At 72.4% G+C, this 21,720-nt stretch carries 17 protein-coding genes; 10 read left to right on the plus strand and 7 right to left on the minus strand.

Annotation, left to right across the window (positions count from 1 at the left end):
• Positions 1-37: 37 nt before the first annotated feature.
• From FVE25_RS34640 to FVE25_RS34650, 3 genes are read right to left on the minus strand one after another with little or no spacing between them, the layout of a single operon-like run.
• A complete protein-coding gene (locus FVE25_RS34640; protein WP_219825755.1) occupies positions 38-2,872 on the minus strand; it encodes an AfsR/SARP family transcriptional regulator in 2,835 nt (944 codons plus the stop codon).
• 36 nt (positions 2,873-2,908) lie between these two features.
• Positions 2,909-4,729 carry a CASTOR/POLLUX-related putative ion channel gene (locus FVE25_RS34645; protein WP_157251359.1) on the minus strand — a complete coding sequence of 607 codons (1,821 nt, stop codon included), beginning with the start codon at positions 4,727-4,729 and terminating at the stop codon, positions 2,909-2,911.
• 3 nt (positions 4,730-4,732) lie between these two features.
• Positions 4,733-5,686, minus strand: coding sequence for a hypothetical protein (locus FVE25_RS34650; RefSeq protein ID WP_157251360.1), 954 nt, complete (start codon positions 5,684-5,686; stop codon positions 4,733-4,735).
• A 135-nt stretch (positions 5,687-5,821) separates the two neighbouring features.
• Between FVE25_RS34650 and FVE25_RS34655 the strand changes: the two genes are divergently transcribed.
• Entirely contained in the window at positions 5,822-7,123 is a 1,302-nt protein-coding gene (locus FVE25_RS34655; protein WP_181019799.1) for an AAA family ATPase, read from the plus strand.
• Between the two features lie 35 nt (positions 7,124-7,158).
• Here FVE25_RS34655 and FVE25_RS34660 read toward each other — a convergent pair whose 3' ends face one another.
• The gene (locus tag FVE25_RS34660; protein ID WP_157251362.1) at positions 7,159-9,135 is read right to left on the minus strand and encodes an ATP-binding protein; all 1,977 of its coding nucleotides are present in this window, start codon (positions 9,133-9,135) and stop codon (positions 7,159-7,161) included.
• A gap of 155 nt (positions 9,136-9,290) precedes the next feature.
• Between FVE25_RS34660 and FVE25_RS34665 the strand changes: the two genes are divergently transcribed.
• Both FVE25_RS34665 and FVE25_RS34670 read left to right on the plus strand, forming a co-directional pair.
• Positions 9,291-9,977, plus strand: a complete 687-nt coding sequence (locus FVE25_RS34665) for a TIGR00266 family protein (protein WP_157251363.1) — start codon at positions 9,291-9,293, stop codon at positions 9,975-9,977.
• 31 nt (positions 9,978-10,008) lie between these two features.
• A complete protein-coding gene (locus tag FVE25_RS34670; RefSeq protein WP_157251364.1) occupies positions 10,009-11,115 on the plus strand; it encodes a winged helix DNA-binding domain-containing protein in 1,107 nt (368 codons plus the stop codon).
• Here the strand turns inward: FVE25_RS34670 and FVE25_RS34675 are convergent.
• Genes FVE25_RS34675 through FVE25_RS34685 form a run of 3 tightly spaced genes read right to left on the minus strand, consistent with a single transcriptional unit; the run spans position 11,112 to position 14,040 of the window.
• Positions 11,112-11,933 carry a carbohydrate ABC transporter permease gene (locus FVE25_RS34675; protein ID WP_157251365.1) on the minus strand — a complete coding sequence of 274 codons (822 nt, stop codon included), beginning with the start codon at positions 11,931-11,933 and terminating at the stop codon, positions 11,112-11,114. The genes FVE25_RS34670 and FVE25_RS34675 overlap by 4 nt on opposite strands.
• The gene (locus FVE25_RS34680; protein ID WP_157251366.1) at positions 11,930-12,811 is read right to left on the minus strand and encodes a carbohydrate ABC transporter permease; all 882 of its coding nucleotides are present in this window, start codon (positions 12,809-12,811) and stop codon (positions 11,930-11,932) included. Before FVE25_RS34680 ends, FVE25_RS34675 begins: the two co-directional genes overlap by 4 nt.
• Positions 12,811-14,040 (minus strand): extracellular solute-binding protein, encoded by a 1,230-nt coding sequence (locus FVE25_RS34685; protein WP_157251367.1) that lies wholly within the window; start codon positions 14,038-14,040, stop codon positions 12,811-12,813. Before FVE25_RS34685 ends, FVE25_RS34680 begins: the two co-directional genes overlap by 1 nt.
• Before the next feature lie 134 nt (positions 14,041-14,174).
• On the opposite strand from FVE25_RS34685, the gene FVE25_RS34690 reads away from it, so the two are divergent.
• From FVE25_RS34690 to FVE25_RS34720, 7 genes are all read left to right on the plus strand, one after another.
• On the plus strand, positions 14,175-14,924 hold the full coding sequence (locus tag FVE25_RS34690) for an IclR family transcriptional regulator (RefSeq protein ID WP_246267850.1): 750 nt from the start codon (positions 14,175-14,177) through the stop codon (positions 14,922-14,924).
• Positions 14,921-15,856 (plus strand): sugar kinase, encoded by a 936-nt coding sequence (locus FVE25_RS34695; protein WP_157251369.1) that lies wholly within the window; start codon positions 14,921-14,923, stop codon positions 15,854-15,856. Before FVE25_RS34690 ends, FVE25_RS34695 begins: the two co-directional genes overlap by 4 nt.
• Positions 15,857-15,923: 67 nt before the next feature.
• The gene (locus tag FVE25_RS34700) at positions 15,924-17,513 is read left to right on the plus strand and encodes an ABC transporter substrate-binding protein (protein WP_157251370.1); all 1,590 of its coding nucleotides are present in this window, start codon (positions 15,924-15,926) and stop codon (positions 17,511-17,513) included.
• The gene (locus tag FVE25_RS34705; protein ID WP_157251371.1) at positions 17,510-18,424 is read left to right on the plus strand and encodes an ABC transporter permease; all 915 of its coding nucleotides are present in this window, start codon (positions 17,510-17,512) and stop codon (positions 18,422-18,424) included. Before FVE25_RS34700 ends, FVE25_RS34705 begins: the two co-directional genes overlap by 4 nt.
• The gene (locus tag FVE25_RS34710) at positions 18,421-19,248 is read left to right on the plus strand and encodes an ABC transporter permease (RefSeq protein ID WP_157251372.1); all 828 of its coding nucleotides are present in this window, start codon (positions 18,421-18,423) and stop codon (positions 19,246-19,248) included. The genes FVE25_RS34705 and FVE25_RS34710 overlap by 4 nt, the downstream gene beginning before the upstream one ends.
• Complete coding sequence (locus tag FVE25_RS34715; protein WP_157251373.1) at positions 19,248-20,972, plus strand: ABC transporter ATP-binding protein; 1,725 nt, start codon at positions 19,248-19,250, stop codon at positions 20,970-20,972. The genes FVE25_RS34710 and FVE25_RS34715 overlap by 1 nt, the downstream gene beginning before the upstream one ends.
• On the plus strand, positions 20,969-21,718 hold the full coding sequence (locus FVE25_RS34720) for a (2Fe-2S)-binding protein (protein ID WP_157251374.1): 750 nt from the start codon (positions 20,969-20,971) through the stop codon (positions 21,716-21,718). The genes FVE25_RS34715 and FVE25_RS34720 overlap by 4 nt, the downstream gene beginning before the upstream one ends.
• Positions 21,719-21,720 lie beyond the last annotated feature (2 nt).

The following is a 21,720-nucleotide window of genomic DNA, read 5'->3' on the forward strand; positions in this document are numbered from 1 at the left end:
TGGGCGGGCCGGAGTGTGAGGGAGGCCCCTCTCCTGATCAGGCCGGCACAGCGGCCAGCAGGGCGCGGACGTCCCCCTCCTCCGGGACGCCGAGCCGGGTGAAGATGTCCAGGGCCTCCCGCAGGCAGGCCCGCGACCGCCCCGGCTGGCCCAGTTCCCCGAGGGCGCGGCCGAGCGCGGTCAGGGCCATTCCCTGGCCCCACTCGTCACCCGCCTCCACCAGCACGGCCAGCGCGTCCTCGGCGTGGTCGAGCGCCCGGTCCGGGATCCCGGCGGCGAGGTAGGTCTCGGCCGTGCGGAACAGCGTGGCCCCTTCCCAGGTGCGCAACCTGAGCCGCCGGTACTCCGCGAGCGCGGCCGCCAGCTTGACCAGGGACTCGCTGTGCTGCCCCGCCTGGCACAAGACGATGCCGAACTGGTAGGCGGCCGAGGGGTCCTGGCGGCCGTCGCACAGCTCGAGCATGATCCGCTCGGCCTCGCGGGCCGCGTCGAGCGCTTCGCCGATCCGGCCGAGACCGGACAGGGCACGGGCCATGTTGCCGAGCCCGCTGGCCAGGTCGGCCCTGTTGCCGAGCGAGCGCCACACCTCGACCGCCTGCAGGTACCAGTCGGCCGCTTCGGCCAGTTCACGCCGGCTCATGGCGACGAGGGCGAGCATGTTCAGCGAGTCGCCGTACGTGCCCAGGTCACCGTGCTCGAGGCTGAGGTCGCGGGCGACCACGGCGTCGGCGTGGGCGCCGTCGAGGGCGCTTCTGCTGACCCTGGTGATCCCGCGCAGGTAGCGGGCCCGCGCCTCCAGGACCTTCTCCCCGCGCTGCTCGGTGACGGTCAGGAGCAGGTCGCCGAGCTGCTCGTAACGGGCCGGGTCGGACTCGTAGCCGAGCACCTCGGAGCCCAGGTCGAGCAGCGCCACGAGCTGCGGCAGGTCAGTGCCCGGGCAACCGGCGGCCTGCTCGATGCAGGAGAGCACGCCGGGCTCCTCCTTGTCGGCCCACTCGACGGCGCCGGCCACGTCGGCGAAGCGCAGCCCGGCCGAACGCGTCGGGACCAGGCCGGGGCGGCGGTCTCCGGGGAAGACCAGATCCAGCGCCACGCCCATCGAGGCCAGGTAGAAGTCGAGCAGCCGGTCGAGCGCCGCCTGCCGGGCGCCGGGGTCGTCGCGGCGGGACCTGGCGTAGATCTTGAGCAGGTCGTGGAAGCGGTAGCGGCCCGGCGAGGGCGACTCCAGCATGCTGACGTCCACGAGCGCCTCGCAGATCGCCTCCGCGTCCGGCTGGGGCAGGTCGAGGAGCGCGGCGGCGACGTCCAGCGACAGGTCCGCGGCATCGGGTACGGCCAGCAGCCGGAAGGCCCGGGCGTGCTCGGCGGTCAGCTGTTCGTAGCCCAGCGCGAACGTGGCCTCGATGGCCAGGTCCCCGGCGCGCAGCTCGGCGAGCCTGCGGCGCTCGTCGGAGAGCCGGTCGCGCAGGGTGGCGACGCTCCAGTTGGGCCGGGCGGCCAGGCGGGAGGCCGCGATCCGGATGGCCAGCGGCAGGAACCCGCAGGCGGCGACCAGGTCCATGGCGGCGCCGCGCTCGGCGGCCACACGCTCCTCCCCGGCGATCCTGGCGAGCAGCTGCAGCGCCACCCCGGGCCCCATCACCTCCAGGTCCACCTGGCGGGCGCCGCTGAGCCCGATGAGCCTGGCCCGGCTGGTGACCAGGACGCCGCAGGCGGCCGAACCGGGCAGCAGCGGCCGCACCTGGCCGGTTCCCGCGGCGTTGTCGAGCACGACGAGCACCCGCCGGTCGGCCAGCACGGAGCGGTAGAGGGCGGCCCGTTCGGCGAGCTCGTCCGGCGGTTCCTCCATGCCGAGCGCGCGCAGGAACGAGCCGAGCGCCACCTCCGGCTCCATCGGATGGGCGCTGGAGCCGCGCAGGTCCACGAACAGCTGCCCGTCGGGGTACTCCTCGGCCAGCCGGTGGGCGACGTGCACGGCCAGCGTGGTCTTGCCGACGCCGCCGGCCCCGGCGACGGCCGAGATGACCAGGGCGGCGGTCTCGCCGGAGCGCAGCGCCGCCAGCATGTCCTCGACCTCGCGTTCCCGGCCGGTGAAGTCGGCGGTGTCGGCCGGGAGCTGGCGGGGAGCGTACCCGGCCGCGGCCGGCGCGGGGACGGGACGGGCGGGGGCGTGGCCGAGCGCCGGGTCGGCGCTGATGATCCGCTGGTAGAGCCCGGCCAGCTCCGGCGAGGGGTCCACGCCGAGTTCGTCGGCCAGCAGCTCGCGGGTGTCGGTGTAGACGCCGATGGCCTCGGCCTGCCGTCCGGCCCGGTAGAGGGCGAGCATGAGCAGGGCGCGCAGCCGTTCCCTGGTAGGGTGCTCGGCGCACAGGGCGTTGAGCTCGGAGACGACCTCGCCGTGCCGGCCCTCGTCCAGGTCGGCGTCGAGGCGGTGCTCCAGCGCGGTCAGCCGGCGCTCGGCCAGCCGGGCGCGCTGGGCCTCGGCGTAGAGCCCGTCCAGGCCGGACAACGGCTCGCCCTGCCACAGGGCCAGCGCCTCGGCGTAGCGGCGCTCGCCGTACAGCCGCTCCAGCTCGTCGAGGTCGCGTTCACCGCCGCGCAGCGCGTAGCCGTCGCCGATGGAGAACACCACGCCGCCGCCGAGCACGCCGCGCAGGCGCGAGATGTAGGTGCGCAGCGTGCTGAGCGCCGTGCGCGGCTGCTCCTCGCCCCACACCGCGTCCATGAGCTGCTCGTTGCCGACCGTCCGGCCGTCGGCCAGCAGGAGTACGGCCAGCACCAGGCGTTGCTGGGGCGAGCCGAGCTCGAGTTCCCCGGCCCCGCGCCAGGCGCGCACCGGGCCCAGCAGCGAGAAGCGCAGGTCGTCGGCCATCGTGAGTCCTTCCATCCGTCGGTTCTCTCGTCGTCGTCAGTTCTCGGCCAGGACGATCACCCGGTCGCCGGGCTGGAAGGCCAGCGGGGCGGACTTGCCGGGGTTGAGGGTGACTCCGTAGTGGGGCGCCCGGCCGGACTCCGCGGCCAGGCGGTAGCCGATCGCGGTCTCGCCACGCCGCCGGGCGGCCTCGACGACGGTGGCGAACGTGGCGGTGACGCCGGGCAGGACGTAGTCCCCGGCGGGCTTGAGGTAGATCTCCGCGCCCTCGTGGGAGAAGAGCCGGTCGAAGACCTGGGCCAGGTGCCGGTTCTCGGCCAGCTGGGCGAGCAGGAGGCTGACCAGTTTGCCGCCGACCACGAAGTCGTCGGCCTCGGCGATCTGGGCGAGCCTGCGGTTGCGCTCGTCGTTCATCTCGCTGACGATGGCCGCGCCGGTGCTCATGTCGCGCAGGTGCAGGAGGGTCACGAGCGTCCTGGCGTCGGCCTTCTGCGCGTCGTAGGCGTCCTCCGACAGCACGATCGCGTGGTCGTAGGCGCCGACGCCCAGCGACTCCAGCACGGTGCGGCTGGTGATGTCCACCTGCTTGGCCGAGACCAGCACGCCGGGCGGCGGCGGCACGCCGGGCTCCTCCGGGCCGGCCAGGTGGATCTCCGAGCCGGGCAGCAGGTAGGGCCCGAGGTCGCGCAGGATGCGGGGCCGCCGGGCGTTGGCGCCGAGGATCAACGTCCTGGTCGGCTCGCGGCGGGCGGCGCGCGGATGGCAGATCGCCTCGGGACGCACCACGGGCGGGGAGCTCGCCAGGCGGATCGCCGAGTCGTCGGGGGCGATGAGGACGATCTGGTCGCCCGTGCGCAGCACGTGCTCGCTGGGCGGGTTGAGCAGCACGGCGCCGTCGTCCAGGCGCAGGCCGATCGGGGTGGCGCCGTCGTAGGCGAACAGGGCCTCGCCGTACATCCTGCCGACCAGGGCGGGCTCGACGCGCATGTAGATCTCGTCGCCGTCGAAGTCGAGCAGGTCGCTGTAGACGGCAGAGAGCCCGGACTGCCGCACCGACTGCACGACCAGGCGGGCGGCGAGGTCCTGCGCGTCGACGACCTCGGTGTGCAGTCCTCCGGCCAGGCGGGCGGCGGGCAGGTTGCCGCTCTCGGTGACGGCGGCCACGACCGGCGGCCGCCCGCCTGACCAGGTCCGGTTGCCGAGCGCCAGCAGCGTCTTGATCAGCTCGGCGTCGTCGGCGGGCAGGACCAGGATGGCGTGGGCGTCGTCGGGGTTGACCAGCTCCAGGGCGGACGGCTCGGCGGGGTCGCCGCCGCGCACCACGACGCGGGTGCGCCCGGTGTCGCCGAGGCGGGCCCTGAGCTCCTCCTCCATCTCGACCTTGTCGTGGTCGGCGAGCACCGCCACGACCGATCGCTTCTCGCTCTCCTTGGCCTTCACCAGCTCGGCGACGATCGCGAAGATCTCCTCCGACCAGCCGAGCACGATGGTGTGCCCCTTTTCTGCCACGCGGGAGCGCCCTTTGCGCAGCGAGTCCAGCTTGGCGTCCAGGCCCGAGCTCAGCACGCCCACGAGCGCGCTGACGATGAAGATGCCGCCGATGGTGACCAGCAGCATGACGAGCAGGAAGAGCGGGCTGCCCTCGTCGCCGCCCATGGTGCCCGGGTCGAGCGTGCGCAGCAGGCTCATCCAGGCGATCGTGAGGACGCTCTCGTCCGGGTGCCCGCGGAAGGGGAAGGCCAGGACGGTCGCCACCACGATGAGCAGCGCCGACGCGACGGCCAGCCAGCCGATCAGCGCGGGCGTGCCCTTGGACATCGTGTTGTCGAACCAGTACCGCAGCCGCTCGCGGGACATGGGCTACTGGCCCTCCGTCGGCTGCTCGTCTTCCTCGAGGCGGTAGCCGCAGGGCTCCATCTCACTGAAGTCCGGGTTGAGCTCGATCTTGTCCAGGATCGTGCCCTCGATCGAGCGTCTGATCGTCTTCATCGCGCCGCAGTCGTACAGGACGTAGGCGCCCTCCTTCTCGCCGAGAAGCATCATCGGGTCCCCGTCCATCAGCTTCTTGCCGTCGCCGTCCATGACCCGCGTCCACTGGTTCTTGAAGCCGACCCGCTCCAGGATGGGGTTGCCGTTGCCGTTGGCGTGGATGTCGAGGGCGCCGACGAACATGAAGAGGTTGAGAACGAAGCCGAGCCCGATGCCGAGCAGCACGCCGCTCAGCACCTTGCTGCCGGCCCGGCCGACGCGGTTTCTGCGCATCATGCGGAAGGGGACCAGCAGGCCGACGATCACGACGAGCACGGCGAGGAGCACTGCTTGGATCTCGCTCGGGTCGTCCACGAGGAAGGGGACGCCCATGACGAAGAAGTAGGCCGAGTAGCCTGCGACCGCGATGACCGCGGCGACCGCGGCGGCGATCCAGGGCCGTTCCCTGAGCTGATCCACGCCCCGGCCGACCACGCCGCCCGTCGCCTTGTTGACCAGCCAGCCCAGCCCCGCGACCAGGCCCACGAACGGAGTCAGCAACAGGAACACCTGGACGATCGTGCCCAGCAGGCGGGCGAAGATGGTCGCCTGGTCGAGGCCGGCCTGCTCCGGCGTGATGTTGAAGACCGAGTACATCTCCTGGTAGCCGAGGTAGAGCATGGCGTACAGGCCGACGGCCAGCGGGACGGCCACGCCGCTGACCTTCTCCACGAGCTCCAGCACGCGGCCGTGGGCGTTCTGCGGTTCCTGCGGCTCCTGCGGTTCCTGCGGGGTTTCCGGCTGAGGGACCGGGGGGACATACGTGTGTTCTGGCGAATATGTCATGACTGAAGAGGGTGCGCGGGGGGCGTCGATGGCTGGTTGACGCCGGATAAACGCCACCGTCCATCAGGCATCCATGCCGATGCCGTGTCATGCGGTACAGACCATGATCGGGGGATTTCGGGGGAAGGGCGTGATGTGAGCGGCCTGCGCTTCGCCGTACTCGGGGCAGTGCGCGCCTGGCGCGACGGGTACGAGCTCGACCTCGGCGGGCCCGCGCAGCGCGCCTTCCTCGCCCTTCTGCTCGTCCGGGCCAACCGCGTGGTGCCGATCACCGAGGTGCTGCACGCGTTGTGGGCCGACCGGCCGCCGCCCAGGGCCGCCGCGCAGGTCCGCCTGTATGCCGCGCGGCTGCGCCGTACCCTCGGACCCGAGGTGATCGTCGGCGGGGACGGCCACTTCCTGGCCCGGGTGGATCCGTCGGCGGTGGACCTGCACGCCGGCCGGGCTCCCCTCTGGACGCCCGCGCAGTTGCCCGCCGACCTCGCCGACTTCACCGGGCGGCGCCCCGAGCTCGCCCGGCTGCGGACGGCGCTCACCGCGGACACCGGGCGGGTGTGCGTGGTCACCGGCACGGCCGGGGTGGGCAAGACCGCGCTGGCCGTCCACCTGGCCCACGGCCTGCGCCCGCGTTTCCCCGACGGCCAGCTCTACGCCGACCTCGGACTCGGCGGCGGCGCGGACCCCTCGGCGGTGCTCGGCGGCTTCCTCCGCGCGCTGGGGGTGGCTCCCGGCATGCTGCCCCCGAGCCTGATGGAGCGGGCCCGCCTTTACCGTGCGCTGCTGACCAGGCGGCGCATGCTGGTCCTGCTCGACGACGCCCGCGACGACGAGCAGATCGACGCGCTGCTGCCGGGCACGCCGCGCTCGGCCGCGGTGGTGACCGGCCGCGCCCGGCTGCCCGGCCTCGCCGCCGACGAGCGGGTACGGCTCGGCGAACTGCCCCTCGGCGACGCCCTCACCCTGCTGGCCGCGATCACCGGCGCCGAACGCGTCGCGGTGGAGTTCGAGGCGGCCGTCGACGTGGTACGGCACTGCGGCCGCCTCCCGCTCGCCCTGCGCATCGCCGGAGGCCGCCTGGCCGCCCGCCCCACCTGGACCCTCGCCCGCCTGGCCGCCCGCCTGGCCGACGGCACGCGCCGCCTGGAGGAGCTGCGGACCGGCGACAGCGACGTCGCGGCCGCCTTCCGGACCGGGTACCGCACGCTGCAGCCGCAACCGGCGGCGGCCCTGCGGCGGCTGGCCGGGCATCCGCGCTTCTCGGCGGCCGAGGCGGCCGAGGTGCTCCGGGTGCCGCAGGAACGGGCGGAGGCGCTGTGCGAGACGCTGGTGGACGCCGGCCTGCTGGACTCGCCCGCATCCGGCGTCTACCACAACCCGGAGTTGCTGCGCCTGTTCGCCGCCACGACCGTGGAGCCGGGGCTCTCCCTGTGCCGATGACACGGGCCCGCGGCGGGCCGTGGCCCGGAAAACGTTTACACGCTCTCCAGCAGCCGCAGCGCCTGTTCCCTGATCCGCTGCACGCTGGAGGGCATGCCGTCGAGCGCCGCCTGGCGCAGCACCGGGTGCGCGAAGCGCAGCGGCGCGGTGTCGGCCAGGACGCGCATGCCGACCAGGGCGGGCAGGACGTCGAGCAGGTCGTCCACGCCGATCCCGGCCATGGCGGCCACCGCGGCGGGCTCGGCCCGGTCGCCGAGCAGGGCGACGGCCCTGGCCACCTCCAGCGCCGATCCCCCGGCCTTGCGCAGCCAGTCGCCCAGCCAGCGGGTGACGGTGGGCGGGCAGTCGCCGCCCGCCGTCAGGTACTCGGTGACCAGGAAGGCGTTGCCGCCGGTGTGGCTCAGGCAGGCGGCCAGGTCCGCCGGGTCCGGGTCGTGGCCGAGGATCTCGGCGGCCAGCGCGGCCACGGCCTCCGGCGGCGGGCTGCCGATCGCGGTCCGGCCGAGCAGGGCGCACAGCTCTTCCAGCAGCCCGGGGTCGGCCGCGGGGACGCCGCCGGCCCGCGTGGCCACCACCGCGACGGGCAGGCGGTCGCTGCGCCGTACCAGGTAGGCCAGGAAACGCAGCGACTCCGGGTCGGACCACTGCAGGTCGTCCACGGCCACCAGCAGCGGGCCGCGTTCGGCCAGCCGTACCGCCAGCCAGTACAGGCCGTGCAGGACGGCGGGGCCGCTCGCGGACGGGCCGTTGTCCCAGACCGCGGCGGCGGCGGGCGCCGCGACTCCGTCGAGGACCGCGGCCCGCTCCTCCTCGGGCAGCGCGTACAGCAACGGCTCGAAGACCTGCCGCGCCACCCCGTAGGCGTGCTCGCGCTCCAGCGGGTGGGTCTTGGCGCGGGCCACGCGGAACCCGCGCAGGTGCCCCAGCGCCTCGGCGGCCCGCAGCAGCTCGGTCTTGCCCGCGCCCGGCTCGCCCTCGAAGACCAGGTGCCCGCCCGCGCCCGACTCCGCCGCGGCCAGCGCGGCGCCGGTCGCGGCCAGCAGGTCGTCCCGGCCGAGGCAGCGGATCGGCGCGACGTTCCGCGCGTACGGCCCCGCCACCGCCCCGGCAGCGCCCACCGGATACGCGCCCGCGACCGGCTCGGCCGTCAGCGCGCCCCGCGCCCCGGCCCCGCACGGCCCGGGCGCGTGCTGCGCGCAGCCGTCCTGTGCCGGGGCGCCGTACGCCCCGGCGCCGGGGCCGGTCACGGTCAGCGGCGCGAAGGTCTGGTACGGCTGAGGCAGTTCGAGCCCGGCCGTCTGGGCGAGGATGTCCGCTTCGAGGCGGCGCAGCCCCGGCCCGGGGTCGACGCCGAGTTCGTCGGCCAGATACCGGCGGGCCTCGCGCAGCGCGGCGAGGGCGTCACCCTGCCGCGCCGAGCGGTACAGGCCAAGGGCGAGCAGGCGCCAGCCCTCCTCCCGCGTCGGGTGCGCCCGCGCCTGAACCTCCAGCTCGGGTACGGCTTCCGCGTGCCGGCCCAGCGACAGCAGGGCGTCGAGGCGGCGCTCGGCGGCGCTGAGCCGCAGCTCCTCCAGGCGGGCGGCCTCGCCCTCCGCCCACATGGTGGCGGCGAACTCGACGTAGGCGGGCCCGCGCCACAGCTCCAGCGCCTCCTCCAGCAGCCGCAGCGCGCTCGCGGGGTCGCCCGCGGCGCCGGCCTGGCGGAACAGCCGCTCGAACCGGGCGGAGTCGACATCCTGCTCGGGCAGGTGGAGCGCGTAGCCGCCGGGCTCGGTGACGAGCAGGCCGGGGTCGAGGACGCGACGGAGCTGGCAGACGAAGGTGCGCAGCGACGACAGCGCCTGCGGCGGCGCCTCGCCTTCCCACAGGTCGTCGATGAGCCGGTCGAGCGGGATCACCTTGCCGCGCGAGAGCAGCAGGCGAGCCAGCACGGCTCGGTTGCGCGGTGTGCCGATCTCGGTTCTGACGCCGTCACGCCACGCTTCGACACTGCCCAGTACGCCGAAACGCATGGCCGAAACCCCCCACATAGGTCCTGTCCCAACAAGGGACAAGAGTCGCGGCCCGCTCTCAACAAGACGTATACGAAACGTTTATGCGCAGGTCAGCGCATATATCAACCGGTCGTCAACGCGTCGTCAACCCAGGGTGGCGAGCCTCCCCTGTCATGAAGACCGACATCAGGCATCCGGGTTCGTTCGCCGTGGCCCGCTGCTACCTGAACCCCGGCGAGAGTATCCGGGTCGAGTCCGGCGCGATGTGCATGACCAGCGACGGCGTCCAGTTGCACGCCAAGGTCGAGGGCGGGCTGCTGCGCGGCCTGGCGCGCTCGGCGCTGGGCGGCGAGTCGCTGTTCACCACCCGTTACACCGCGCCGCGGGAGGGCGGCTGGGTGGACGTGGCGGCGCATCTGCCCGGTGACGTCCAGGTCGCCGCGGTACGGCCGGACCGCGCGCTTCTCCTGACCGCGGGCAGTTGGCTGGCCTCCTCCGAAGGCGTGGAGATCGTCACCAAGTGGGGTGGCATGTCCAACCTGATCGGCGGCGAGGGCGGCTTCCTCATCCGGGCCGAGGGCGACGGCGACGTGGTGCTCGGCTGCTACGGCGCGCTCGACGTCATCGACCTGGCGCCGGGCGAGAAGATCGTGGTGGACACCGGTCACCTGGTGGCCTACGACGAGACCGTGCGGAATAACCTGCGCCGGGCGGTCGAGGGCAAGACGATCCAGTCGCTGAAGTCGGGCGAGGGGCTGGTCTTCGACTTCGTCGGCCCCGGCCGGGTGCTCACCCAGACGCGCAACCCGGGGGCGCTGATCTCCTGGCTGACGGGCGAGCTGCCGTTCAAGCGGAACTGAACGTGCCGCTTTTGCCCCTACCTTAGGGGGCATGGAACCCGTGCTCAGCCTCCGGGCGCTCAACCGCACCGCCCTGGAGCGGCAGTTGCTGCTGCGCCGTACCGGCCTGTCCGCGATCGAGGTGGCCGAGCACCTCGTCGGGCTGCAGGCGCAGACCCCGCACACCTGGTACGCCGGGTTGTGGAACCGGATCGAGGGCTTCGACCCGCTCGTGGCCTCGGCGCTGCTGGAGAGCCGCGAGCTGGTCAGGATCGTCCTGCAGCGCGGGACCATCCACCTGGTGTCGGCGCGCGACTGCCTGGGGCTGCGGCCGCTGATCGAGCCCATGATCGAGCGGGGGACGCGCAGCACGTTCGTCAGGAAGCTCGACGGCGTCGATCTCGACGAGCTGGGCAGGTTCGGGCGGGCGCTGGTGGAGGAGAAGGCGCTGACGTTCGCCGATCTGGGCGCGGCGCTGGCCGAGCGGTGGCCGGGCAACGACGCGCACGCGCTGAGCCAGGTGGTGCGCTGGCTGGTGCCGCTGGTGCAGGTGCCGCCGCGCGGGTTGTGGGGGCGGAGCGGGCCGATCGCCCACACCTCGGCCGAGGCGTGGCTGGGCCGTACCGGATCTCCCATGGAGGCGCGGGAGATGGTGCGGCGTTACCTGCGGGCGTTCGGGCCGGCCTCGGTGAAGGACGTCCAGACCTGGTCGGGGCTGACCAGGCTGGCCGAGGTGGTGAAGGGCATGGACCTGGTGCGGTACCGGGGCGAGGACGACCGGGTCCTGTACGACGTGCCGGAGATGAGCCTGACTTCCGCCGAAATTTCGGTACCCGTCCGGTTCATGTATGACTTCGACAACGCCTTCATCGGCTACGCCGACCGCTCCAGGTTCATCACGCCCCAGGCTCTCGAGGTGGCGCCCGCGTTCGTCAAGGCGAACGTGCAGTGGCGCCTCGTCCTCGTCGACGGGTTCACCGCCGGCGACTGGACGACCACCAGCGCCAAGGGCACGACCACGCTCACCGTCCACCAGTGGAAGCCGTTCGCCCCGTCCGATCTGGACGAGGCGATGGCGGAGGGGGCGAGGTTGCTGGAGTTCCTCGCCCCGGAGGACCGGCACGAGATCGTGGCCGCGCTGGGCCCGTCCCGCGCCTAGTTCTTCACCGCGCCGCCCAGCCCGGAGACCAGCTTGCGCTGGACCGCGATGAAGAAGATCAGCACGGGGATCGTCATCAGCGTCGAGGCGGCCATGATCCCTCCCCAGTCGTTCTCGTCCGGCTTGAAGAAGACGAGCAGCGCCGAGGGGAGGGTCTGGTTGTCCTTGGCGGAGATGATGAAGGTCCGGGCGAAGATGAAGTCGTTCCACGCGGTGATGAACGAGAACACGCTGGTGGCCACCAGCCCGGGCGCCACCAGCGGGAAGAGGATCTTCCACAGGATCGTCGTACGGCCGGCCCCGTCGATCATCGCCGCCTCCTCCAGCGCCTCGGGCACCGCCGCCACGAACCCGCGCATCATCCAGATCGCGAACGGCAGCGAGAACGCCAGCTGCACCAGCACCAGCGCCCCGAGCGTGTTGAGCAGCTGCAGGTCGCGCACCACGAAGAACAGCGGGATCGTCAGCGCCTCCACCGGCACCATCTGCGCGACCAGGAACATGATCAGCACAGTGGTGCGGAAGCGGAAGTTGAAGCGGGTCACCGCCACCGCCGCGAGGAAGGCGATCAGCGCCGAGAGCACGACCACGGCCAGCGCCACCATCGCGCTGTTGAGGAAGTAGCGGCCGAAGCCCTCGCCCGTCAGCACCCGGGTGAAGTTCTCCAGCGTCGGGTTGAGCGTCCACGGCCGCGCGTCCAGGGACTGGATCTCGCCGTCGGGCTTCAGCGCCGACAGCACCATCCAGTAGAGCGGGAACGCCGTCAGCACGGCGGTCACGACCGCGACGCCGTTGGCGATCAGCCTGCCTTTCGTCACAGTCGCTCCCCCGTCCGGTAGAGGGCGCGCAGGTAGGCCAGCGTGACCACCAGCAGGATCAGCGCCATCACCACCCCGATCGCGGCCCCCAGGCCGTATTCGGACGACCCGAAGGCCGTCTGGTAGGCGTAGACGTTGAGCACCGAGTTCTGCCCCGCGATACCGCCTCCGTTGGTCATCACGTAGATCTGCGTGAAGATCTTGAAGTCCCAGATGATCGACTGGATCACCACGATGGTGATCAGTGGCCGGAGGATCGGCATCGTGATCCGCCAGAAGGTGCCGATCGCCGAGGCGCCGTCCAGCGCCGCCGCCTCCAGCACCTCACCGGGGATCGCCTTCATCCCGGCGTAGAGCGTCACCATGACGAACGGGAACGAGTGCCACACCACGGTGGCCCCGACCACGCCGAACGTCACCCACTTGTCGTAGAACCAGTTGTAGCCGTCGATCCCGAGCACCTGGTTGACCAGGCCGAGATCGGCGTCGAACAAGAACATCCACACGGTCGAGCCGGTCATCGCCGGAGCGGCCCACGCGCCCATCGCGGCCAGCGACAGCGCGGTGCGCGCCCACGGCGAGGCCTTCTCCATGACGATCGCGAGCGCGGCGCCGACGACGAGCGTCGCCAGTACCAGCGCCGCCGCGAAGACCACGGTCTGGGCGAGCACGCTCCAGAACCGCTCGTCCGCGAAGAGCTTCGCGTAGTTCCCGAAGCCCAGGAACCGGCTCGGCTCCCCGCCGCTGACCTGGGCCTGCCGGTAGTCGAAGACCGACAGCAGGCCCAGCATGTACAGCGGGTAGCCGAACATCGGCCCGAGCACGGCCGCCGTGGGCAGCAGGTACACCCACGGCCTGGCTCGTGAGGCGGTGCGCATCACCCGAAGGCGGCCTTCACGGCGGCAGCGGCCTCGGTGGTGGCCTCCTCGACGGTCGACTGCTTGGTGGCGATCTTCTGCAGCATCGTCGGGATGACCTTGCCGTTGTCGATCTTCACCCAGGCGGGGTCGACGGGGACGAACTTGGTGCCCTTGGCGACCGCGTCCAGGAACGGCTTGACGAAGGGGTCCTTGGCCGCCAGCTCCGTGCTCAGGCCGGTCAGCGTGGGCAGATTGCCCATCGCCTCGTACATCTTGGCCTGATATGCCTTGCCGCCGAGCAGCTTGATGAAGTCGTTGGCCAGGGTGCGGTGCTTGGCGCTCTTCATCACGCCCAGGTTGTTGCCGCCGGCGAAGGCGGGGGCGATCGAGCCGGGCTCGGCGCCGGGCAGCGGGATGACCTTGTACTTGCTGCCCACCGCGCCCGCTTCCACGGCCGAGCGGTTGAAGTTGCCGATGATGCCCATGCCCGCCTTGCCGCTGGCGAACAGCTCGACGGTCTTGCCACCGGTCAGCGAGGCGCACGCCTGGGGCGGGCAGATCTCGTCGGTGAGCAGGTCGGTGTACGCCTTGACGCCCTTGCGGGCCTCGGCGCCGTCGAGCGTGGTGACGTCGCCGCCGGCGTCCCAGACGAACGGCATGGCGCCGAAGGTGTACTCGCCGCCGACGGCGATGCCGTACAGATCGGGCTTCTTGGCGCGGATCGTCTTGGCCGTCTCGGTCAGCTCCGCGATCGAGGTCGGCGGCTTGAGCTTGAGCTCGTCGAAGACGTCGGTGCGGTAGTAGAGGGCGCGGATGCCGATGAACCACGGCAGGCCGTACACCTTGCCGTCGACGGTCGCGGACTTCAGCAAGGTGGGGCTGATGTCCTGGCCGGCCAGGTCGAGTTCGGCGAAGCCGCCGGCCGCGGCGTACTCGGCCAGGTCGGTGTTGCCGTACTCGGCCACGTCCGGGGCGCTGGCCGGGTCGTTGAAGGCGCCCTTGAACTTCTCGTGGCGCGCGGGGGTCGTCGGGACCCAGCTGATCTGGACGGTGACGTCCTTGTGCGACGCCGTGAACTCCTTGATCGCCTCCTGGACGACCTTGTCCTTGGGCGCGCGGTTGGGCTCGTCGAAGAGCCACACGTTGAGCGTTCCGGTCTTTTCGTCGCCTCCGCCCGTGGCCGGCGCGGTGGAGGGCGCGCACGCCGCCAGCGCCAGGAGGGCCACGGCACCGTAAAGAAACTTCACTGTTACCTCCCTTTGGCGCAGACCCTAGGAAGCCCACCGGAAGTCGGAAAGACTTGTCACGACTTGTTGTGCAATGCAGAACAGCGTGCTGCAAAATGTGACATCTATGGTTGCCGAGCCGTAATTTGGCGATCGTGTCTGACCGGAACCAGTCAGCCTCGCTGCGCCGCGCCCTGTTGGTCCTCGACCACGTCCGCCTGCACAGCGGCCTGACGCTCACCCAGCTCGCCGAGGCCCTGGACCTGTCCAAGAGCACCGTCTCGCGGCTGGCCGCCCCGCTCATCGAGGCCCGTCTGCTGGAGCGTGACAGGAAGACCGGCGCCTTCCGGCTCGGCCACGGCACGCTCCAGCTCGGCCAGGCGTACCTGGCCACCCTCGACCTGCGCGCGGTCGCCGCCGAGGAGTCGCACCGGCTGGTCGCCGAGGTCCGCGAGACCGTGCACCTGGTCGTCTACGACCCGCCGCACGTGGTCTACATCGACAAGGTCGAGAACCAGGCGACCGTCCGCATGGCCTCGCGCATCGGCAGCCGGGGCCCCCTGCACTCCACCGCCGTCGGCAAGGCCATCCTGGCCTGGCAGCCCGAGTCGGCGATCCCCGAGGAACTGCCCGCCAAGACCAAGCACACCATCACCGGCCACGAGCAGCTGCGCCGCGAGCTGGTCAGGATCCGGCAGCGCGGCTACTCGGTGGATGATCGCGAGAACGAGCCCGAGGTACGCTGCGTCGCCGCGCCGATCTTCAACCACACCGACACGGTCAGCGCCGCCATCTCGGTCTCCGGGCTCACCTCGCGCATCACCGCCGCGCGGGTGCGCGAGGTCGGACCGATCGTGGCCGCGGCCGCCGCCCGCATCTCGAGAAAGCTGGGTTCCTCACGATGACCGACCTGGTGACCTTCGGCGAGACCATGGCCCTGTTCGCCGCCCGGCGGACCGGGCCGCTGCGCTTCGCCCGGGACTTCGACCTCGGGCTGGGCGGCGCCGAGTCGAACGTGGCGATCGGCGTCAGCCGGCTCGGCCACGAGGCCACCTGGATCGGCCGCGTCGGCCGGGACGAGTTCGGCGAGCTGATCACCGCGACCCTGCGCGCCGAACGGGTGCGCGTCCACGCCGTCGAGGACGCCGAGGCCCCCACCGGCCTCATGATCAAGGGCAGGCGCACCGCCGACCTCATCGACGTGCGCTACTACCGCAAGCACAGCGCCGGCTCCCACCTCTCCCCCGCCGACCTCGACCCCGCGCTGATCGTCTCCGCCCGCGTCCTGCACGTCTCGGCCATCACCCCCGCGCTGTCGGCCTCCGCCCGCGCGGCCGTACGGCACGCCATCGACGTGGCCCGCTCGGCGGGGATCTTCGTCTCCCTGGACGTCAACTACCGCAAGGCCCTGTGGTCGCCGCAGGAGGCGGGGGCGTGGCTGCGCTCGGTGCTCCCCGACGTGGACGTGGTCTTCGCCACCGAGGCCGAGGCCCGCCTGGTCGCCGCCGCCGACGACCCCGTCGCCCTGGCCAAGGCCATGGGTCCGCGCCACGTGCTGCTCAAGTTCGGCGCGCGCGGGGCGCTGGAGCTGTCCGGCGACGAGGTACGGCAGGCCGCGCCGTACCAGGTGACGGAGGTGGACCCGGTCGGCGCGGGCGACGCGTTCGCCGCCGGGTGGCTGGCGGACTGGCTGGCCGGCGCCGACCCGGAGCAGCGCCTGCGCACGGCCTGCGCCGCGGGCGCGTTCGCGGTGACCTCGCAGGGCGACTGGGAGTCGCTGCCCCGGCGGGCCGATCTGGAGCTGCTGGAGGGGTCCGCCGACGGCGTCAGCCGCTGACTACTACTCATCATCGGATTTCATGGCTAGAGTGCTCCCACGACCTCGCATACCCCCCGGAGGTTCCGTGAAGTACCGTGCCGTTCTCGTCTTCCCCCTGCTCGTGGCCCTGGCAGCCTGCGGGCAGAGCGGACAGCAGCAGCCCGTGACCCAGCAAGCCAGAACCGTCACCATCGCGATCTCCTCCGACGAGGGGACCCTGACCCCGTTCACCAACGAGAGCGGCTATCCGGGCGACAACCTGGTCAAGCTCATCTTCGACACCCTCCTCGTGCAGAAGGGCGACGGAGTCGCGCCGTCGCTGGCCACCGCGATCGAGACCACCGACAACAAGGTCTTCAGACTCCCCCTGCGCACCGGCGTCACCTGGCAGGACGGCAAGCCGTTCACCGCCGACGACGTGGTGTTCAGCGTGGAGTTCTACCGCAAGAACATGTCCGGCGACTCGGCCATCGACGTGCGCCCGATCGAGAAGGTCGGCGCCGAGGGCGGCACGGTGACGATGACGCTCAAGGCCCCCGACCCCGAGTTCCCGCTGCGCATCCTCGCGGACATGGCCATGCTGCCCAAGCACCTGTGGGAGTCGGTGACCAAGGTCAACGAGGCCGGCACCGACAAGGCGATCGGCACCGGCCCGTTCAAGCTCACCGCCTACGACAAGGAACGCGGCTACACGCTGACCGCCAACCCCGGCTACTTCGGCGGCACGCCCAAGGTCGAGACCGTCAAGGTCAGCGTCATCCCGCAGGAGACCACCCAGTTCGCCGCCCTGCGCACCGGCGAGGTCTCCATGTCGGTCAGGAACGTGCCGCCGCAGCAGCGCGCCGCCCTGCAGAACCAGCCGGGCATCGGCATCGTGGAAGGCACCGAGTTCGCCTCTACCCTGCTGCAGTTCAACACCACCAGGCCGCCCTTCGACCGGGCGGAGGTACGGCGGGCCCTGTCCATGGCCATCGACGTCCAGGACCTGGTCAAGACCGCCCTGCTCGGCCAGGGCACGCCCGGCAACCCGGGCTTCGTGCACCCCGAGTCCCCGGTCAAGGGCGTCCCGATGCCGCCGCTGTTCGACGCCGCCGCGGCCGCCCGGCAGCTCGACGCGCTCGGCGCCAAGCCGGGGTCCGGCGGCGTCAGGGTGCTGGACGGCAAGCCGATGAGCTACGAACTCCTCGTCCAGAGCACCTCCACCGACCGGCTGCGCAGCGCCGAGCTCATCCGCGACATGCTCAAGACGGCCGGCGTCGAGATCAAGGTCACCGCACTCGACCCCGACTCGCTCGACACCAAGGTCTGGCCCGACTACGACGTCAAGAAGGGCCGCAACTACGACCTGACCATGTGGGGCTGGTCGGCCCCGATCATGCAGACGAGCAGCCAGATCGTCTCGTTGTTCGACGGCGACCCCGAGGACGGCACCCTCAACATCGGCGGCTTCGAGAACGCCGCCGTGGACCAGACCATCGACGAGCTCAGGGCCACCACCACGCCGCAGGCGCGCACCGCCGCCGCGGCCAAGCTCCAGCAGCAGGTCGCCGAGCAGTTGCCCTTCCTCACCCTGTACTACCGGGGCGGCGCCTACGCCTACCGCAAGGACGCCTACTCCGGCTGGAAGTGGCAGAACGGCCTCGGCATCCTGCACAGCGGCTCGTTCCTGCCATGAAACGGCTCCTCGAGTACGGCGCGGTCGTGGCCGTCGCGCTGTTGATCAACTTCCTGCTGCCCCGGGCGCTGCCGGGCGGGCCGATGAAGCTCTTCGGCAGCCCCGAGGCGCTGTCCAGGCTGACCGAGGCCGAACGGCTCCAGATCGCCCAGCAGTACGGCTTCGGCCGTCCCCTGCCCGAGCAGTTCCTCGACTACCTCACCGGCATCCTCACCCTCGACCTCGGCACCTCGCTGTCCGACGGCCGCCCGGTCACCGAGGCCATCGGCGGCGCGCTGCCCTGGACGCTGCTGCTCGTCGGCACCGCCATCGTCATCACCACCCTGCTCGGCGTCGCCCTCGGCGTGCTCGGCGCGCTGCGCCGGCGCAGGGGCGGCGGTGGCGGCCTGCTCGGCACCGCCATCGTCCTCGACTCGCTGCCCGCCTTCTGGCTCGGCATGCTGCTCATCGTGCTGTTCGGGGTCCAGCTCGGCGTCCTGCCGACCTACGGCGCCGGCAGCCCGGCCCACCTCGTGCTGCCCGTCACCACGCTGGTCGTGACCGGGCTCGGGTACTTCTTCCTCTACACCCGCTCGTCCATGCTGGCCGTGCTCACCAGCGAGCCCGTCCAGCACGCCCACGCCCGCGGCGTGCCGTACGGGCAGCTCGTCCGCCGGCACGCGCTGCGCCCGGCCCTGCTGCCCGTGCACACGATCGTGCTCATGGAGATCGGCTTCCTGGCCGCCGGGGCGATCGTCATCGAGACGGTCTTCGCCTACCCGGGGCTCGGGCGGCTGACGTTCGGGGCGATCACCGCCCGCGACTACCCCCTGATGCAGGGGGCGTTCCTCGTGCTGACGCTCATGGTCGTGGTCATGAACGCGATCGCCGACGCCACCTATCCGCTGCTCGACCCGCGGGCCCGGCAATGAGGGCGCTCGGCAGGCAGGGGACGGCCGGCGCCGTCCTGCTGGCCTGCGTCGCCGCCGCCGCCGGCTACGGGCTCCTCCTGCCGGACTCGGCGGGCAGGGAACGCATCGGCCAGCCGTACGCGCCGCCGGGGCCGGGGCTGCCGCTCGGCGCGGACGACCTCGGGCGCAGCCTGCTCGACCAGTTGCTCATCGGCGCGGCGGGCTCGCTCGGCGTCGGGTTCATCGTGGCCGCGATCGTCACCGTGCTGGCCGCGGTCATCGGCGGGGCGGCCGGGATCGGGCCCAGGTGGCTGTCCAGGCTGATCATGCGCTCGATCGACGTCATGCTCATCCTGCCGGAGCTGATCCTGTTCATCCTGGCCGCCGCCTTCCTCGGGCAGTCGTTCGGCATCAAGGTGGCGATCCTGGCCGTGCTCATGTGGCCGGTGCCCGCCCGCGTGCTGCGCGCCGGCGTGCTGACCGCGTGGTCGCGCGGCCACCTGGAGGTCGCCCGGGCCATGGGCGCCCCCCGCTGGTGGCTGCTGCTGCGGCACGGCTCCTACCTGATCGGGCCGCTGCTCATCCCGGTGTTCGTCCGGGCCGCCATGCGCGCCGTCCTCTACGACGCCACCCTCTCCTTCCTCGGCCTCGGCGACCCGACCACGCCGAGCTGGGGAACCACCTTGTACTGGGTGCAGGTCAACGGGGTCTTCCTGTCGGAGGCGTGGCTCTGGTGGGCGTTGCCGCCCGGCCTGGCGATCACGCTGACGGTGCTGTCGCTGGCGCTGATCGGCACCGCCGTCGAGGAACGGCTCAACCCGGCGCTGAAGGAGGTGCCCGCCTGATGCTCTCGATCACCGAGATGTCGGTCCGCTACCACGGGCTGGCCGCCGTGGACCGGGTCAGCCTGGAAGTCGGCGACGGCGAGGTCGTCGCGCTCGTCGGCGAAAGCGGCTGCGGCAAGACCTCGCTGGCCAAGGCACTGCTCGGGCTGCTGCCCGCGGGCGCCGAGGTGACCGGCTCCGCCCTGCTCGGCGACGACGACCTGGCCCGCCGTACCGACTGGACCGGCGTGCGCGGGCGCAAGGTCGCGATCGTGCCGCAGGGGGCGATGAGCGGGCTCAGCCCGGTCCACAAGGTCGGCGGGCAGCTGACGGAGATGCTGACGCTGCACGGCGGCCGAGCCCGGCCCGGCGAACTGCTGGAGCGCGTGGGGCTCGGCGCCGAGCACCTGACCTGCTACCCGCACGAGCTGTCCGGCGGGCAGCGGCAGCGGGTGGCCATCGCGCTGGCCCTGGCCGGCGAGCCCGCCCTGCTCGTCGCCGACGAGCCCACCACCGGGCTGGACGCGATCATCCAGCGCCAGGTGCTCACCCTGCTGACCTCGCTGGGCATCGGCATGCTCATCGTCTCGCACGACCTCGCCGCGCTGGCGCCGCACGCCGACCGGGTCGCGGTCATGTACGCGGGCCGGCTGGCCGAGGTGCGCGCCAAGGGGGCGCCGGCCCGCCACCCGTACACGCTCGGCCTGCTCACCGCCACCCCCGCCACCGACCGCGCGATCCCCTGGGGCAGCGTCCCCGGCGCGGCGCCCGCGCTCGGCCAGGCCCCCGGCGGCTGCCGGTTCGCGCCGCGCTGCCCGCTCGTGCGCGACGTCTGCCACACCGAGGACCCGCCGCTCGTCGACGACCTCGCCTGCCACCACCCCGGCGAACCGGTCTATCCCGTGGTGCCGCGCACCGCCCCCTCCTCCGGTACGGCTGTCGCCGCCCTCACCGGGGTCCGCCACGTCTACCGCGGGCGCGGCGTCGAGGCGCTCAAGGGCGTGGACCTGACGGTGCGGGCCGGGGAGATCGTCGGACTCGTCGGGGAGAGCGGATCGGGCAAGTCCACGCTGGCCAGGATCGTGCTCGGCCTGATCAGGCCCACGGCCGGGCGGGTCGAGGTCGCCGGGGAGGAGCTGACCGGCCGCCGCGGCAGAGCACTGCGGCAGGTGCAGCGGCGCGTCGGCTTCGTCCACCAGGATCCCTACGACTCGCTGCACCCGGGCATGCGCGTGGGCGCCCTGGTGGCCGAGCCCTTGGTGCTCGGCCGCGGACGGCCGGAACGGCTCAGCCGCGGACGGCCGGAACGGCTCAGCCGCGGACGGCCGGAGCCGCTCGGCCGTGCGGGCGGCGATCGGGAGGCCCGGGTGCTGGCGGCGCTGGAGGCCGCCGGGCTGCCGTGCGACCGGGACTTCCTGCGGCGCTTCCCCGGCCAGCTCTCCGGCGGCCAGCGCCAGCGGGTCTCCATCGCCCGCGCCCTGGTCAACGAGCCGGTCCTGCTCATCGCCGACGAGGCCACCTCGATGCTGGACGTCTCGACCAGAGCCGGGATCGCCTCGACCCTGCGCGCCCTGGCGACCGAACGCGGCCTCGCGGTCGTGTTCGTCACCCACGACCTGGGCGAGGCCGTCCAGTCGTGCGACACGATCGTGGTGCTGCGCTCCGGAGAGATCGTCGAGCACGGCCCCGCGGCCGGCCTGGCCGCCGCACCGACCCACCCCTACACCCGGGAGCTTCTCACGTGACCGATGTCTTCGCCCGCCTGGCCTCCTTCGGCGACCGCTACCGGCTGGAGACCGGGCCGTCCGGCGACGGCTGGCTGGCCTGCGACCGCCTCCTCGATCCCGGCTCGGCCGAACTGGGCCGGGTGCTGGAGGCCGAGCGCACGGCCAGCGGCCAGGTCTCGGCGCACGCGACCGCGCTGACCGTCATGGCGGTCTACGCCGGCACCGTGACCGCCTCCGCGCTGCTGGCCTGGGCGCTGGAGGACGTGCTGGTGGACATGCGGCCGGGCAACGTGGCGATCCGGCTGTCACCGCACCACGGCTTCGAGTCGGTGGCGGTGCGCGAGGCCGCCGTGCGCCCCGGCTCCCTGGAGACGCTCGTCGCCTGGACGCTGGACGAGCACCTGCTGCCCCTGGCCCAGGCGATGCGCGTGCGCACCAAGGCGGGGCTGCGCCAGCTCAACGGCGGCGTGGCCCACGGGTGCGCGGCCGCCTTCTGCATCGCCAGCCGCCTGGGCGCCGACGTGGACACCCTGCACGCCGCCTACCTGCGCTTCCTGGCCGCCGCCCCGGTGCTGGACCCGCTCGGGGAGGTGGTACGGCTGCGCGAAGGCGACCGGGAGGGCCTGTTCTACCTGCGCCGCACGTGTTGTCTGTTCTACACCTCGGCCGAGAAGGTGAAGTGCTCGAGCTGCTGCCTGGACAGCGTGGGCGACCGCCTGGCCGCCTACCGCAGGGTCCTGGCGGCCGGGGTCGTCCCCCATTGAAG

The sequence above is a fragment of the Nonomuraea typhae genome (assembly GCF_009760925.1).
GTDB lineage: Bacteria > Actinomycetota > Actinomycetes > Streptosporangiales > Streptosporangiaceae > Nonomuraea > Nonomuraea typhae.

What these genes read in the sequence shown, in the direction of transcription:
- FVE25_RS34665 (WP_157251363.1), top strand. Translation starts at nt 9,291, where the DNA reads ATGAAGACCGACATCAGGCATCCGGGTTCGTTCGCCGTGGCCCGCTGC.
- FVE25_RS34645 (WP_157251359.1), bottom strand. Translation starts at nt 4,729, where the DNA reads ATGTCCCGCGAGCGGCTGCGGTACTGGTTCGACAACACGATGTCCAAG.
- FVE25_RS34705 (WP_157251371.1), top strand. Translation starts at nt 17,510, where the DNA reads ATGAAACGGCTCCTCGAGTACGGCGCGGTCGTGGCCGTCGCGCTGTTG.
- FVE25_RS34715 (WP_157251373.1), top strand. Translation starts at nt 19,248, where the DNA reads ATGCTCTCGATCACCGAGATGTCGGTCCGCTACCACGGGCTGGCCGCC.
- FVE25_RS34670 (WP_157251364.1), top strand. Translation starts at nt 10,009, where the DNA reads ATGGAACCCGTGCTCAGCCTCCGGGCGCTCAACCGCACCGCCCTGGAG.
- FVE25_RS34660 (WP_157251362.1), bottom strand. Translation starts at nt 9,135, where the DNA reads ATGCGTTTCGGCGTACTGGGCAGTGTCGAAGCGTGGCGTGACGGCGTC.
- FVE25_RS34650 (WP_157251360.1), bottom strand. Translation starts at nt 5,686, where the DNA reads ATGACATATTCGCCAGAACACACGTATGTCCCCCCGGTCCCTCAGCCG.
- FVE25_RS34640 (WP_219825755.1), bottom strand. Translation starts at nt 2,872, where the DNA reads ATGGCCGACGACCTGCGCTTCTCGCTGCTGGGCCCGGTGCGCGCCTGG.
- FVE25_RS34680 (WP_157251366.1), bottom strand. Translation starts at nt 12,811, where the DNA reads ATGCGCACCGCCTCACGAGCCAGGCCGTGGGTGTACCTGCTGCCCACG.
- FVE25_RS34710 (WP_157251372.1), top strand. Translation starts at nt 18,421, where the DNA reads ATGAGGGCGCTCGGCAGGCAGGGGACGGCCGGCGCCGTCCTGCTGGCC.
- FVE25_RS34695 (WP_157251369.1), top strand. Translation starts at nt 14,921, where the DNA reads ATGACCGACCTGGTGACCTTCGGCGAGACCATGGCCCTGTTCGCCGCC.